Raw genomic sequence first — 15170 nt, 5'->3', positions numbered from 1 at the left:
GAATTGTCCTCAAGGTCTGGGCGTGCGGGTGTCGGGGCTCCCGCACATCTTTCAAAAACTCGTCATTCAATCCGGCGAAACAGGGGCGGCGCTGTCCGAATAGCGGACGATATCGTCATCCCCTATATAGGCGCCGGACTGGATCTCGATGACACGGGCCGGGACCCTGCCCGGATTGGCGAGCCGGTGGCGCGCGCCCACCGGCACATAGGCCGACTGGTTCTCCGTCATCAGCCGCGTCGTGCCGTCGATCTCGATGGCCAGCGTACCCGACACGACGACCCAGTGCTCGGCGCGATTGACATGGCTTTGCAGCGACATGCTCTCGCCCGGCTTGATCTCGATCTCCTGCACCTGGAAGCGCGTTCCCTTGGCAATCTCCTCGCGCCAGCCCCAGGGCCGGTAGAGACGGCGATGCTCGCGGGTCTCGCGCCGGCCTTCCGCCTGCAGCCCTTCGACAACCGCCTTGACGTCCTGGGCATGCCCCTTCTCGGCGACCAGCACCGCATCCTTGGTGGCGACGACCATGACATGGTCGAGGCCAACGACGGAGACGAGCGCGGCATCGCTGACCACGAGATTGTCCCGCGCCTTGACGAAGCGCGCCTCGCCAAGGACGCTGTTTCCGTCCTCTCCCTTGTCCAGCGCTTCCCAGACAGCCGACCAGGAGCCCAGGTCGCTCCAGCCCGGATCGGTCGGCACGCAGGCGATGCGGTCGGACTTCTCCATGATCGCGTAGTCGATGGAAATGTTCGGGACAGCCGCGAACAGGTCCGCATCGAGGCGGAGGAAATCGAGATCGCGGACCGCGCCGCCAAGCGCCGCGCGCACGGCGGCAAGCACGTCCGGTGCATGACGCTCGAACTCGGCGATCATGGTGGCAGCCGAGAACAGGAAAATGCCTGCATTCCACACATGCGCACCGCCCTCGACGAAGGCGCGGGCGCGCTCAAGGTCCGGCTTCTCGACGAACGCCTCCACCGGGATGACGCCAGCCTCGCCGTCGACGCCGCCTTCGGCCAGCCGGATATAGCCGTAGCCCGTGTTCGGCTCGGACGGGCGAATCCCGAAGGTGACGATCCGTCCGGCGCGCGCGGCCGGCGCGGCAAGTTCAACGGCGCGGGAAAACGCTGCAACGTCGCGCACCAGATGGTCGGACGGGGCCAGCAGCACAAGCGCATCCTTGTCCCGCGCCTGCGCGACAAGGGCTGCGATCGCGGCCGGAGCGGCGGTGTTGCGGCCGACAGGCTCCAGCACGATCGTCGCCTCGGCAAGCGGCGCGCCGACCTCCTCCATCTGCTCGCCGACAAGAAACCGGTGCTCGGCATTGGTAATGACGATGGGGGCTGCGTAGGCACTGCCGTGAAACCGGCCGAGCGTCTTCTGGAACAGGCTCTCGCCCTCGAAGATCGGCAGGAACTGCTTGGGCCGCGCCGAGCGCGACAGCGGCCAAAGCCGCGAGCCGGACCCGCCGGACAGGATACAGGGGATGATCACGCGCGCTCTCTCGTCGACGGAAGCAGGCCAGGAAAAGGCATGCCGTGCAGTGTTGTGCCAAACCCAGCACTGACAGGAGGTTAACCCGAAAGGCAGGCGTTGCAAAACAGCGCCGGATCAGGCCTCGCCGCGCGCGATCCGTCCCCAGAACCGGGCAACGCAGCCGCGTTCTCCCAGCCGGCGGCTGTTGGCGATACCGGCCTCGGCGATCGCGCGCGCGGCCTGCCTGTCGCGGGCAAGCCGAAGCACCGCGTCGCGAAAGGCGAACGGTCCGTGCTCGGCAATGAGGCCGTTGACGCCGTCCTCGACCACCGGCGAGAAGACGGCCGTCGGCGTGTAGATCCCGGCGGCCCCGGCAACGGCGTGCTGGTGCAGCTTGATGATCGAACGGCCGTTGTTGACCGGATTGACCGCGTAGGGAGCCAGCGCCACGTGAAAGCGGGCGCGATCGAGCCAGGGCTGGAACTCGTCGAGGACCATCGGCGCGAGATGGGTGACACGGGCCGAAGCGGGAAGAACCGCCGCGCCCGCCCGCCCCAGGAAGGTGGAGAGACGCAGGGACGGCTCGATGGCAAGCGCCTCGGCAAGACCCGGAGCGACGGCGGCGAAATCGGCGAGATGCGTCGCCGTGCCGATGAAAAGCACGCGAGTCTCCTCTTCCGCACCTCCACCACCGTCGAAGTGGGACAGATCGCCCGACGGCGCCAGGTCCGCCGGATGCAGGAAGGCGCCGGGCAATGGCGCCATCCGCTCGAGCAGGCGCGCGTTGGGCGCAACGGCAATGTCGGCGAGATCGCGCAAGGCATTGAAATGACCGTCCAGGAACCGGGCGATGCGCGATCTGTAGCGCGGGTCGAGCCGCGTGTCGGCGGCCATCGCCCAGAGGTCGTCGTCGAGGAGATAGGCGATACGCCCGCCCCGCTCTTTGAAAGCCTCAAGCAGCCGAAGATCGCGGGCGGTCGTGTAGCGGACGGCGATCGCAAGGCCGGGGCGGTCGGCCCCGCCGCGCCGGCCATGCTCGCCATGGCTGCTTTCCCTATTGCCGCGCGCGCCCTCTTCGCTTCGCGTCTCGGCGTCGCTCCCGCCAGTGACAGCGCCAAGGGTCAGCAACAGGCCGTGCTGGCCGATTCGGCCGAGCGTGAGCCCCTCGTCCGCCAGTTCGCGTGCGCAGATTTCCACATAGTGATAGCGTGTGGGATAGGCTGTCTTGGGCCGCCCCGTGAAATGATCGAACGCGGTGAGAAGGGCGGCTTTCCTGAGCATGCTGGGACTATTCTCCTCGCCCGATCAAGCGGCTCGGGACAGTGAGTGTTTTTGGCGGCAAGTAGGAGAGGCTCGCAGCCCGGCGGCAGCAAACATTGAGGACCACACCGCGATTGCCTCGTGTTTCCCCTATATGCTAGCAAATTTGATGCAGCGCAAAGTGAACGGGTAACGCAGCGCAGCGACGAACCCGGTTGATCGAGTACACTGGTGAGGATGATGCACAGCAACAGGTCATCCGGCCTAAACGGCGAGCGTTCCACGAATGCATGATACCGCTCTCGATACCGGCAGGCTTTTCTTCGAGCTCTACTGGCGCGACACCTACAAGCGCATCCTCGACGTCGGCTCGATGAACGTGAACGGAACGCTGCGTGATGTGGCGCCAGCCAATTGCGACTACGTCGGAACCGACATCGCGCCTGGCCCGGCAGTCGACGTCATAACCAACACGGCAGAAGCAGGCCTTCCGTTCGCGGACGACAGTTTCGACATCGTCGTGTCGACGTCCTGTTTTGAACATGACCAGATGTTCTGGCAGACCTTCCTGGAACTGTTGAGGGTCGTGCGCCCGAACGGCTTCGTCTACATCAACGCGCCATCCAACGGACCGTATCACGGCTACCCATACGACAACTGGCGCTTCTACCCCGACAGCGGCCGCGCGCTTCAGGCCTGGGCCGAAAAATCCGGTTTCAAAGGCTACCGGATGGTCGAGTCCCTGACTGTGCTCCGCAAGGGCGACATCTGGAACGACTTCGCGCTGGTCTTCGCTGGACCGCAGGCCGTGCTGCCCGAGACGCTTCTGCAGGACCGCGACACGAACATCTACAACGCGCGGAACTGGAAGTCGGACGAGATACATGTCTTCGCCGACAAGACGGAAGACATGCGGCTGATCGACCGCTTCGCGTCAGAGAACGACGAATTGCGGCAGGAGTTAGCGAGGAAGAACGAGGAAGCCGCGAACGGCCGGCAAGAAATCGCGACGCTGAGGGGCAAACTCGAGCAGAATCCGCTGATCCCGGTGGTTCACAACCTCAACCAGGACCTGCGCGAGATGCGCGCCAGGAACGAGACGCAGGCCGGCCAACTGGCTTCGGCAGAGCAGGCGCTTGCCGTTACGGCGGCAGAACAGCGACTGACGCTTGCGGCGCTGGAAGAGGCTCGCGGTGAAAGCAGGAACCTGTCGGCCAAACTGGCAGCCAGCAACGCGCAGGCATCGTCGCTAACACAGGAAAATGCGCGCCTCCAGACCGACAACGCCCTCCTGCAAAACGGAAACGCCGCCTTGCAAGCGCATATAGCCGAACTGCAGGCGCGCGCCACGAGCGAGGAAGACACGAGAAAGTCCCTTGAGGTGTCGCTCGCAGGCCGTACCGCCGAATTGCAACAATCGGACAGCGCTCTGCAGCAAGCGAAAACGGAGTTGTCAGGCGTTCTCGAACTGGCCGCGGCAGCGCTTCCGGGAGCGCTGGAGCCCGACACCAAGCCTTCTCCTCTTTCGGCGGTGGCTGCCCTGCGCGACGAGATCGTCTCGCTTTGCGAGCGGGTCGCACGCCTGTCCGAGAAAGAACATCAAATGGAAGCTCAGATTTCAAACCTCCAAAGGTCACCCATGCGATCTTCTATCAAGAGAATTGGCACCCTCCTTCACGGAAACTCTGAAATTTCAGAAAAAATCGACTTCATAAGAAAATCAAGAGCCTTTGAATTCAAATTTTACAAACAACAAAATCGCATCTGGGGATCGAGAAGCAGTTGCATCAAACACTACATGCGCGCCCCTGATTTTCGAGTTTTGAGACCTACACCTCTTTTTGACGGCGTATACTATACATCCACCTATCAGGACGTTGCCGATTCACGTGTAAATCCATTTTATCATTATCTTCGTTTCGGCGTCTCTGAAGGGCGCAACCCCAATCCGCTGTTCAGCACGAGCTGGTATCTCGAACGCAATCCGGACGTTTCCAAGGGCGCGATGAACCCGTTGGTGCACTACCTGAGACACGGCGCCAAGGAAGGTCGCGACCCTCATCCGCTGTTCTCAACGAACTGGTATCTTGCCCAATATCCGGATGTTGCGAAAGCGGGAGCAAACCCACTTGCCCACTTCCTTCTCCATGGAGCCCAGGAAGGGCGCAATCCGAATCCCTACTTCGACAGCATGTGGTATCTGGAGCGCAATCCCGACGTCCAGGACGCCGGGGAGATCGCAGTCTATCACTATCTGAAAGCAGGTCACCGGGAGGGCCGCGACCCCTCGCCCCGGTTTTCGGTGAATGCCTACCGACAACGTCACCTCGACGGCAATCCGGATGTCGATCCCCTGTCGCATTTCCTGTCGTCCGGTCGCAGCGGCGCCGACCTGGAAATTGCTCCGTCAGCGCCCCGTCCCACACCGCAGTCGGCATCGACCGTAGCATCGCAGGAAGGCAGGTCCCGGACCGCGTCCCACGAGACTGGCGCAATTGACCTTCAACAGTGGCGAACCCCCTTTGCCGGCAACCCCGGGATACCCGCTTCCGACGCCGAGATTGGCGTGTTCCTCCACATCTACTATCCTGACCTGACTGGCGAGCTACTGCACGCGATTGAGAAGATCAAACGCCCGTACCGCCTGTACATCTCGACGGACACAGACGAGAAGAAGGTCCAAATCGTCCAGGAACTGGAGAAGCACGGCCTGACAAGCCAGGCCGTGGTCAAGATCATATCGAACATCGGCCGCGACTTCGGCTCACTGATCCTCGGGTTCACCGACGAAATCCGCCGCCACGACATCTGCCTGCGCATTCACTCCAAGAAGTCGACGCACAATTCCGCAGAATTCGGCGAACGCTGGAGACGCTACCTGATCGACGAGTTGCTCGGGACGGACGTGCGCGCACGGGAGATCATCGGCGCCTTCGAAGCCGACCCGGATCTTGGGCTCGTGATCCCGCACCACTGGCCGTCAATCGCGAACTGGGTAACCATCGGCGACAACCATGCTCAGCTTTCCGCCCTGCTCCAACGCGTCGGGCTGTCGATCGGACCGAGCGATCCGATCGAGTTTCCCAGCGGCGCCATGTTCTGGTTTCGCAGCAACGCCCTTGCGCCTCTTCTCGACCTCAACCTGCAGGAGGAGGATTTCCGTCCGGCCAAGGGCGAGGACCGCGACGCGACAATTGCCCATGCAATCGAGCGCGGCCTCGTCTTCTTCAGTTGTCTCGCGGGCTACAAGTGGGCCAAAGTGCCTCGCCTGCATAGTCTTGAGAAACTGGACCTTCCAACGGTGATGCATCTGGTCGGCGAAAGCGGGCTGTTCGACACCGACTTTTATTTTTCCAAGTATCCAGACGTGAAGGCGGCTCGTGCGAACGCGCTGAAGCATTATTGCGAAGCGGGCTACCGCGAAGATCGCGACCCGTCAGCCCTGATGGACACGAAATTCTATCGCCGCCTTGCCGATATCCGCGACCGGAACATCAATCCGATCATCCACTATCTGCTGGAAGGGCAACCCGCCGGTCTGGCACTGAAACGTCCAACCGTGCGGCCCGCCACCGTTCAGGTCGATGACCTCTACGCAGCCTACAAGCGCCTTGGCAGCAATCCGGAGTATGTCGGCGAGACGAAGCCGCTTCTGAGGCAAAGCACAGTAAAGCCCATTGCCTTCTACCTGCCCCAATTCCATCCGTTCGCGGAGAACGACCGGTTCTGGGGCCGCGGCTTCACCGAATGGACCAATACGTCAAAAGCACCTCAGTTGTTCGCCGGCCACTATCAGCCCCGTCTTCCGGGCGAGCTCGGCTTTTACGACACACGTTTAAAGGAAGTCCTCGCCCGGCAAATGGAACTCGCCCGGCAGTATGGCATTCACGGGTTTTGCCTTCATCACTATTTCTTCGACGGCAAACCAATCATGCGAGCGCCCTACAATCATATCCTGGAGAATCCCGATCTGGACTTGCCGTTCTGCCTTCACTGGGCCAACGAGCCCTGGACAGCGACATGGGATGGCCTGGCCACACGTGGCGGCACGCTTCTGCCCCAAACCCATTCCCCCAAGGACGATATCGCATTCTTCGAGGACATCGCCCCCGCAATCCGCGACCCGCGATACATCACCGTTGACGGCCGACCGCTTCTGGTCATCTACAGGCCGCGCCTCTTCCCCGACATGGCAGCCACGATCGAGCGCTGGCGGGAATGCTGCCATAAACTGGGTCTTCCCGATCTCTATCTGACAGTCATGCAGACAGGCTTCGAAGGGCGCGTGAATCCCAGAAAATACGGCTTTGATGCCGCGATCGAGTATCCGCCGCATAATTTCCCCTTGCAGGAAATTTCCGAGCAGATCGATCTGTATGACCCATTCTTCACTGGCAGAATCCATGACTACCGGGAAGCGAAGGCAGCTGCGCTTGCGCGAAAGAAGGAAAAGTACAAGCTTTTCCGGGGGATTATAACTGACTGGGACTGCACTGCCCGACGCGGCAATCCGGACATCCTGATCAACTCCACACCGGAAGACTATGGCGACTGGATGCGCCAGCTTTGCGAGCAGACCGCACTAAATCTGCCGGAAAGCGAGCAGTTCATCTTCATAAATGCCTGGAACGAATGGGCCGAGGGCGCCTATCTCGAACCGGACCGCAAGTTCGGCTACGCCTATCTTGACGCGAATGCCCGGGCGATGAACAGCTACGAGCGACCGAAGGAACGCAAGACGGCGTCAAGCATCCTGGTAGGCGCGCACCTCTACTACACCGACCTCCTTGACGAATTTGCGGAGCAATTCGCCAACGTGCCGGGAAAGTTCTCGCTTCATGTGACGACATGCAGCGACGACACAGACGGCATCGCGTCACGGCTTCAGGAACGCCTCGGAAACCGGTTGCTTTCCGTCGAAGTCCTGCGTGTCGAAAATGTTGGCCGGGACATGGGGCCCTTCATCATGACGATGCTGCCCAAGGCCCAGAACCATGACCTGTGCTGCTGGGTCCATTCCAAGAAGAGCGTCTACGAGCCGAACTATGCGACCTGGAGAGGCTATCTGCTCGACAACCTCCTCGGCTCCCCCGACCAGGTGAAGGCCGTCATCGAGGCATTCGAGAGCGATGCAAAGCTGGGCCTGGTCTATCCTGAGGCCTTTCCGCCGATCGCCGACCGGGTGGAGTGGGGGTCAAACTTCCCCATGACCAGAAAGCTCCTGAAGCAGCTGAAGGTGACGATCAAGGAAGAACAGGTGCCTGAATTTCCGGCGGGCGGCATGTACTGGTTCCGCCCCAGGGCGCTTGCTCCGCTCATCGACCTCAAGCTGGACTGGAAAGATTTCGAGCAACATTCCGGCGGTGCGGTAGACCCCGACACCGGAGCGATCACCGACGGGACTTTGACCCACGCGCTCGAGCGCATGATAACCTATGTCGCGCGCAAGGCCGGCTTCCACGAGAAGGAAGTCCTGTTCAAGGCGTGGAAACGCCCCTGAGCTTGCGCCCTGGAAACAAATCGGCCCGGCACCTCGTCGGTTCCGGGCCGAATAGCGAGCGTAGTTTGTATCGCTACCGCTTCTTCATGATGTAGATTTCTGTGAATTCACCAATAATGCCGTATCTGTGATCATGATAGCGGCGCACCTCGATATCGCAGCCGGACCAAGCTTTCAACAGCTCATAAAAATCGTAGCCGTAGCGCCAGGTCACCAATGACCCGCCTGCCGGGTCGGTCGGGTTGCCATGGTACTCGGGCGGATAGGTCAGGAAATCGACGGAACCGTCCTCGAACACCACTGACCGACGATGGCTGTGCAGTTCTTCCTTGTGGGTGGGGGCGGAGAAGATGTGCACACCGCCGGGTTTCAACGTCCGGGCGATTTCCGCCGCCGCCAGGTTGGGCCTGTTCAGGTGCTCGAACACATCCTGGGTAATGACGACATCGAACTCTTCGTTCCGGAACGTCTGGCTCTCCAGGTTTTCGACCCGGAGCCCCCCTTTCTTGCTCCCCCATTTCTCACCAGGAAGATAGTGGGAGGCGACATAGTTCTTGCAGTTCTCCTTCATGATTCTCGAACCGCCACGATCGGCGGGCGAACTCTCGTGAATACGCAACTCCTGCCAATCGCTCGAATAATCCCGGAGAACCAGCATGACCGCTCGCTCGCGAGGCAGGGAATCGCAATGCTGGCAACGCAGCGTATCCCGGAACCAGGCATTCTCCGCAACGAAGGTCGTTTCCTGGTTGCAAGCCGGGCAGAAGCCGTCGAGCCGCATATAGGCTGCCTCGTTCATTCCATTCTCCACATAGCTTGAGATTTCATATCGACCCGAACCGGAAGAGGATCCGACTGATCCACGAAGTGTGACGCCGGCGCTGGTGGATCTCCTGTTGCTGCAACAGCATCGGCAGATCCAAACCCAGAATACCGGATATGTCTTTCAGGCGCTCCGGGGAATAGACCCCGCGAGCGACGATATCTCTCTTGAACAATGGAGAGATCGCGTAGCGCGTCAACAAGAATGCCCCGACATGTATCTGGTTCTTCTCTCCAAAAACGGACAGAACATAGGGGACCGGGTTGGTGGACTGATATGCGGCAGGAGCGAAACGGTCCGGAAGCAGCGCCGGGATGTTATCGGTCTTTTCATCGTTCTCCAGTGCCACTTTCAACCGCTCGAGCGACGCAACGAGTTTCGGTCTAAATCCGCAATCCAGCATCATTCTGGTCAGGCCGACCTCTCCCTTGTGGATCGACCAACGACGCGTGCCGATGGGGATGTAACGCCGCCAGTAGTTGAGGAAGCGCGGGTCGCGAAGCACCGATGCTCCGAAAGACATCAGGAACGATTGGACGTGATAGTGACGGTCATGAACCTCCGTCAGCCCCGCGTAATCATTGTCGCCCAAAAACTGGCGGAACATCTCATCCAGCCCGTCCAGAAGATAAACGACGCTGTCGTTCAGGAGAACAAGCCTCTGAATTTCCTCTTTCGTTTCCCGCAGGACGCTGAAGCCGTCCTTGTAAGCACCAAAGTCTCGGCCGATATTGTCGCGAATAACGACATATCGACACCGAGAGCGGAGTTTTTCCTGTACAGCCTCCGTCAATACCGTGTTGCTGACAAGGATGATATTGACCTTCAGCCGATTGAGGGAGTCGATCGCCGACAAGGTATAGGGGGACAATTCACCTTCGCGAAACATCGCAAATACGGCATAGGTGCCGCCATGATGGCTGACACTGCCCTCCAGTTTCGCTCTGACCCGACGTCGATACGACCACGTCCGCGGGTTGAGGAGCGCCGTAACGCGCCAAAATCCCTCCGCCGGATAAACAATGAAGATGAGCTGCAAATTGTACCAGGCAAGCCAGAGCGCCCGCCTTGCGACATACGCTATCGTGCCGACGAAAGCCGGTTGGTTCAACAGCTCACCTTTCCGGGCACGCCTGCGGTCAAGACGTGGCCTATTTCTGCTTCACCAGACCAATCAGATATTGGCCATAATTTGTTTTCTGGAGGGGTTTTGCGAGCTCGATCACATCGCCTTGGCTGATCCAGCCATTGGTATAGGCGATCTCTTCCAGGCAGGCGACCTTAAGCCCCTGGCGGTGCTCGATCGCGCGAATGAACTCGGATGCTTCCATCAGCGATTCATGCGTTCCGGTGTCGAGCCAGGCATAGCCGCGGCCAAGCTTTTCGACACTGAGCCGGCCCTCCTCGAGGTAACGCCGGTTGATGTCCGTGATTTCCAGTTCGCCTCGCCAGGACGGTTTGACCTCCCGCGCGAAGCGCACGACATCGTTGTCATAGAAATAGAGGCCGGACACCGCCCAGTTCGATTTCGGTGCCTCCGGCTTCTCCTCCAGGGAAATCGCCTTGCCGCCCGCGTCGAACTCGACCACGCCGTAGCGTTCCGGATCCTGCACATGATAGGCGAAGACGCGCCCTCCCGAGGTCAGCCCGGCGGCATTGACGAGCAGTTCCGACAGGCCGTGGCCGTAAAAAATGTTGTCACCCAGAACCAGCGCGCAAGGATCGTCGCCAATGAAATCCTCGCCCAGGATAAAGGCCTCCGCCAGTCCGTTCGGCTCGGCCTGAACCACATAGGAAAGTTTCAGACCCCATTGCGATCCGTCCCCGAGTAAGGCCTCGTAAGAAGGAAGGTCGCGCGCCGTCGAGATGATCAGCACCTCGCGGATGCCGGCGAGCATCAGGATCGACAGCGGATAGTAGATCATCGGCTTGTCATAGACCGGCAACAGCTGCTTGCTGGTCACAAGCGTCAGGGGATAGAGGCGCGTCCCCGATCCTCCGGCAAGGATGATACCTTTCATGCTGGCCCGTCTCCCGTCAATTGTCACAAGCGCTGTACGAGCGATGCAATCGCCCGCTTCGATGACACGCAGATGAACCCCGTCCGGTCACCCGCGGCAACCGCCGGCGAAGAGGGCGTCAGCGCCCCGTGCTAGCCGACATGCCCTTTTTCACGCAGATACTCGTCCAGCGCCTCTCGCCAGGGGCGCTGCGCGCCGATGGCCGAACCCAGCTTCGCATTCGACAGAACGCTGTAGGCGGGGCGCCGCGCCGGCGTCGGAAACTCCGACGACGGGATCGGCTCCACATCGGCAGCGACCCCTGCCCGGGCGATGATCTCGGCCGCGAATTCGTGCCAGGTGGCCGCGTCCGAGTTGACCACATGCCAGATGCCGGGACCAACGCCCTGCCCCAGCATGGCGACGATCGCCCGGGCGATGTCCTTGGTCGAGGTCGGCGACATGTGCTGGTCGGCGACGACTTTCAGCTTGCCGCGCTCACGTCCGAAACGAAGCATCGTCTCGACGAAGTTGCCGCCCTTGCCGCTGGCACCCGCCACGCCGAACAGCGAAGCGACGCGCAACACCAGCGTGTCGTCGCAGGCAAGCCGGGCCAGATCCTCGCCCATCGCCTTGGTCGCGCCATAGACATTGACCGGCGCACGGGCATCCGTCTCGTCGAGCGGGGCGCGCTTGTCCTGCCCGCCAAAGACGTAGTCGGTCGACACATGGACGAAGCGGGCCTTCTTCGCAGCGGAAATCTCCGCCAGCAGGCCGACAAGATGGGCGTTGATCGTCACGCCCGTCTGCGCATTGGCCTCGACCTCGTCGGTCTTGTGATAGCTGGAGCAGTTGACCAGGGCATCGAAGTCGAGCGAGCCGAGAACCTCGCGGACACGATCGAAATCGGTCAGCTCCAGACGGGCACGGTCGACAGCCACGATGTCCAGCGGCGCGCCGGCCGCCTCGTTGACGCGGACAAGGTCCGTACCGAGCTGGCCGTTCGGGCCAAGCAGGAGAATCTTCATGATGCGCCTCAGATCCTCAGCATTCCGCCATTGACCTCAAGGTCCTTCACCCGGCGGTGCCAATCGATCAGCTCCTTGTACCAGGCAAGGGTGATCGTCCTGGTGGTCTTGTCGATGCGCCCTTCCGACAGAGCCGCGTGCACGTCGCGCGCACCATCCTCGGCCGTCAGTTCGGCCTTGTAGCCAAGCGCCTCGATCTTGTCGAAACCGACCCGGTAGGAACGATGGTCGGGATCGCCATACCAGTCGATCTTGACCTCGTTGGGCAGCGCCTTCGCAACGATCTCGGCAAGCGGACCAAGCTGGTAGTTGTTGGCGTCCGAACCGACATTGAAGATCTGGCCGTTCACCTTGTCCGCCGGCGCGGTCAGCATGAAGGCCTGCGCCCGGGCGGTATCGCGCACATGCACCATCGGCCGCCACTGGGTGCCGTCCCGCATCAGGGGCAACACGCCTGTCTTCCAGGCTCCATAGACCATACCGTTGATGGCAAGGTCGAAACGCATGCGCGGACTGAAGCCGTAAACCGTCGCCTGGCGCAGGACGACCACCGTGAAAGCGTCATCGGCAAGCGGCAGAACGCCGTGCTCGGCCAGCTCGTTCGCCTTGGCATAGGTGGTCAGCGGATTGGTCGGCGTGGTTTCGTCGGCGATCACGCCCGGCTCCTGGAAGCCGTAGAGGCTGCAGGAGGACGGGAGGATGTAGCGCTTGACGCCGGCGGCCTTGGCGAGTTCCGCCGTCTTGACGCGCGAGAGATGGTTGATCGCGTAGGTCTCGTCGCTGAATTCCTCGCCCGAGGGATCGTTCGAGATCGCAACGAGATCGATGACATGATCGACGCCGGCGAACAGGGAAGGATCCAGCAACCGCGTGTCCTGCTGCACGATCTCGAGATTCTCGTGCTCGGGCAGCAGTTCGCGGCCGAAGAAATAGCGATCCACCGCCTTCACGGCGTAGCCCTTGCCGAGCAGCATGGGCACGAGGGTGGTGCCGATGTAGCCACCCGCCCCGGTTACCAGAACCTTTTCCATTCACACTCTCCCAGAGAGGTTGCAATTCATCGATCAGACCGCCGCGGACACCCCGGGCCGTCACTCAAAACCAGTGGACAACATCCTTGAAGAGGGGCTGCGTCTTGTCCTTGTCGGACAGGGTCACATCGCTCTCCGCCATTCCCCAGTCGATTCCCAGGTCGGGATCGTTCCAGCGAATCCCGAAATCATGAGTCGGCGCGTAGTAATTGGTCACCTTGTAGATGATCTCGGTATCCGGCTCGAGCGTCAGAATCGCGTGAGCAAAACCGACGGGTACGAGGATCTGGTTCCACTCCTGCGCCGAAATCTCGGCCGAAACCCATTTTCCGAAGGTCGGCGAAGCCTTGCGGATATCGACCGCGACGTCGAGAATTCGCCCTCGCACACAGCGCACGAGCTTGTCCTGAGCAAACTCGCCACCCTGATAGTGGAGCCCTCTCAAGGTCCCCGCCTGCGCCGAATAAGACTGGTTATCCTGAATGAAATCGAGGTCAATTCCGTGGTCTGAAAAAATTTTCTTGTTATATACTTCAGAGAAAAACCCGCGATGGTCGCCGTGCTTCTTGGGTTTAATAATCTTAACGTCCGGAATTGCAAGGCTCTGCACATCTACAGTCATAAAACTTCCTCGCGTCACGTGAGAAGAATTCAAGAAGCGCATCAGAGTCGACGGCGTTTATAGTGGCCAGCGCAAAGGCGCACAAGACCAATCAAACCGCAACACTGCACATTTCAGCATCAGCAAATCTCACCAGCCCATCCGGTTTGACACCCTTCTGTTCTGCGCAATTGCATCGAAGTGTGGCCACGGCAGGGCGACAGTGGAACGACAGTATCCCCGCTTGTGGGGAAAGCCCGAATACCGTATGCGGAAGCCTTCGACCTCACCTGCCCATCGGTAACCGGGACATGCAGCGTGGCAGATATTGAAACCATCGTTGTCGGCGCGGGCGTCGTCGGCCTGGCAAGCGCCAGGGCACTGGCGAGGGCCGGTCACGAAGTCATGGTGATCGAACGCCACGGGCTGATCGGCTCGGAGACAAGCGCCCGCAACAGCGAGGTGATCCACGCCGGAATCTATTACCCCCAGGGCAGCCTGAAGGCGCGCGCCTGTGTCGAGGGAAAGAAACGGCTCTATGATTTCTGCGCCTCACGCGGGGTTCCCCACCGGCGACTGGGCAAGTTGATCGTCGCAACGTCTCCCGAGCAGATCGAAACGCTCTCCGGGATCGAGCGCAAGGCGGCGGCAAACGGGGTCGACGACCTGAGAAGGCTCTCCCGTGCCGAGGCACTGGAACTCGAGCCGGCGCTGTCTTGCGAGGGCGCCCTTCTCTCCCCTTCCACGGGCATCATCGACAGCCATGCCCTGATGCTCGCCCTGCAGGGCGAATGCGAGGCATCGGGCGGGCAGGTTGTTCTCAACACGGCGGTGACGCGGATCACCACGGCGGCGGATGGCACCCACCGGCTTGAAACGGACAATGAGGGCGAAGGGTTTTCCATCACCTGCCGCAACCTTGTTGTCTCGGCCGGTCATGGCGCCATCCCGCTGCTCTCGACCCTCGACGGCTTCTCACCGCCAAAGCGCTATTTTGCACGTGGCTGCTATTTCTCCACCTCCTCGCGCACGCCCTTTTCCCGCCTGATCTATCCGGTGCCAGAACCTGGCGGGCTGGGTGTTCACCTGACACTCGATCTTGGCGGAAATGCGCGTTTCGGACCCGATGTCGAGTGGATCGAGGAACTCGATCACAGCGTCGATCCCCGCCGCGCGGACAAATTCTACGCCGAGATCCGGCGCTACTGGCCAGGGCTTGCCGACGACAGCCTCAAGCCGGATTATGCCGGCGTGCGCCCCAAGATCTCAGGCCCCGGCGAAACGGCGGCCGATTTCCGGATCGACGGCCCCTCCGTGCACGGGCGGACAGGGCTGGTGGCGCTCTACGGAATAGAGTCCCCCGGCCTGACATCGTGCCTTGCCCTGGCGGAGATCGTCACCTCCGAGCTTGCCACCTGACACCGCGCCGGCATGTCGGTTAAGGTCGC

At 61.0% G+C, this 15170-nt stretch carries 10 protein-coding genes; 2 read left to right on the top strand and 8 right to left on the bottom strand.

All coding sequences use genetic code 11. The annotated features are described in order from the left end of the window. Positions 1–66 precede the first annotated feature (66 nt). Both ACN0T5_RS10095 and ACN0T5_RS10090 read right to left on the bottom strand, forming a co-directional pair. Positions 67–1497 carry a mannose-1-phosphate guanylyltransferase/mannose-6-phosphate isomerase gene (locus tag ACN0T5_RS10095; RefSeq protein ID WP_417768503.1) on the bottom strand — a complete coding sequence of 477 codons (1431 nt, stop codon included), beginning with the start codon at positions 1495–1497 and terminating at the stop codon, positions 67–69. A 117-nt stretch (positions 1498–1614) separates the two neighbouring features. Then, complete coding sequence (locus ACN0T5_RS10090; RefSeq protein ID WP_417768502.1) at positions 1615–2760, bottom strand: hypothetical protein; 1146 nt, start codon at positions 2758–2760, stop codon at positions 1615–1617. Positions 2761–3025: 265 nt separating this feature from the next. Between ACN0T5_RS10090 and ACN0T5_RS10085 the strand changes: the two genes are divergently transcribed. Beyond that, complete coding sequence (locus ACN0T5_RS10085; protein ID WP_417768501.1) at positions 3026–8239, top strand: glycoside hydrolase family 99-like domain-containing protein; 5214 nt, start codon at positions 3026–3028, stop codon at positions 8237–8239. 73 nt (positions 8240–8312) lie between these two features. Here ACN0T5_RS10085 and ACN0T5_RS10080 read toward each other — a convergent pair whose 3' ends face one another. The 6 genes from ACN0T5_RS10080 to rfbC all read right to left on the bottom strand — a co-directional run bounded on the left by ACN0T5_RS10080 (position 8313) and on the right by rfbC (position 13743). Then, positions 8313–9038, bottom strand: a complete 726-nt coding sequence (locus ACN0T5_RS10080) for a class I SAM-dependent methyltransferase (RefSeq protein ID WP_417768500.1) — start codon at positions 9036–9038, stop codon at positions 8313–8315. A 25-nt stretch (positions 9039–9063) separates the two neighbouring features. Next, positions 9064–10173: a rhamnan synthesis F family protein gene (locus ACN0T5_RS10075; RefSeq protein WP_417768499.1), complete on the bottom strand. Its 1110-nt coding sequence runs from the start codon at positions 10171–10173 to the stop codon at positions 9064–9066. Positions 10174–10213: 40 nt separating this feature from the next. Continuing rightward, positions 10214–11083 (bottom strand): glucose-1-phosphate thymidylyltransferase RfbA, encoded by an 870-nt coding sequence (rfbA, locus tag ACN0T5_RS10070; RefSeq protein WP_417768498.1) that lies wholly within the window; start codon positions 11081–11083, stop codon positions 10214–10216. 131 nt (positions 11084–11214) lie between these two features. Continuing rightward, on the bottom strand, positions 11215–12090 hold the full coding sequence (gene rfbD, locus ACN0T5_RS10065; protein ID WP_417768497.1) for a dTDP-4-dehydrorhamnose reductase: 876 nt from the start codon (positions 12088–12090) through the stop codon (positions 11215–11217). Positions 12091–12098: 8 nt separating this feature from the next. Continuing rightward, positions 12099–13121: an NAD-dependent epimerase/dehydratase family protein gene (locus tag ACN0T5_RS10060; protein WP_417768496.1), complete on the bottom strand. Its 1023-nt coding sequence runs from the start codon at positions 13119–13121 to the stop codon at positions 12099–12101. 64 nt (positions 13122–13185) lie between these two features. Beyond that, positions 13186–13743: a dTDP-4-dehydrorhamnose 3,5-epimerase gene (gene rfbC / locus ACN0T5_RS10055; protein ID WP_417768495.1), complete on the bottom strand. Its 558-nt coding sequence runs from the start codon at positions 13741–13743 to the stop codon at positions 13186–13188. A gap of 297 nt (positions 13744–14040) precedes the next feature. Between rfbC and ACN0T5_RS10050 the strand changes: the two genes are divergently transcribed. Further along, positions 14041–15141, top strand: a complete 1101-nt coding sequence (locus tag ACN0T5_RS10050) for an NAD(P)/FAD-dependent oxidoreductase (protein WP_417768494.1) — start codon at positions 14041–14043, stop codon at positions 15139–15141. Positions 15142–15170 lie beyond the last annotated feature (29 nt).

The sequence above is a fragment of the Stappia sp. genome, assembly GCF_048261845.1.
Taxonomy (GTDB): Bacteria; Pseudomonadota; Alphaproteobacteria; order Rhizobiales; family Stappiaceae; genus Stappia.
This window is presented reverse-complemented; position numbering and strand designations above follow the sequence as displayed.

Bases quoted from the DNA above. Each gene is read 5' to 3' on its own strand.
- ACN0T5_RS10090 (WP_417768502.1), bottom strand. From the start codon at position 2,760: ATGCTCAGGAAAGCCGCCCTTCTCACCGCGTTCGATCATTTCACGGGG.
- ACN0T5_RS10085 (WP_417768501.1), top strand. From the start codon at position 3,026: ATGCATGATACCGCTCTCGATACCGGCAGGCTTTTCTTCGAGCTCTAC.
- ACN0T5_RS10080 (WP_417768500.1), bottom strand. From the start codon at position 9,038: ATGAACGAGGCAGCCTATATGCGGCTCGACGGCTTCTGCCCGGCTTGC.
- rfbA (WP_417768498.1), bottom strand. From the start codon at position 11,083: ATGAAAGGTATCATCCTTGCCGGAGGATCGGGGACGCGCCTCTATCCC.
- rfbD (WP_417768497.1), bottom strand. From the start codon at position 12,090: ATGAAGATTCTCCTGCTTGGCCCGAACGGCCAGCTCGGTACGGACCTT.
- ACN0T5_RS10060 (WP_417768496.1), bottom strand. From the start codon at position 13,121: ATGGAAAAGGTTCTGGTAACCGGGGCGGGTGGCTACATCGGCACCACC.
- rfbC (WP_417768495.1), bottom strand. From the start codon at position 13,743: ATGACTGTAGATGTGCAGAGCCTTGCAATTCCGGACGTTAAGATTATT.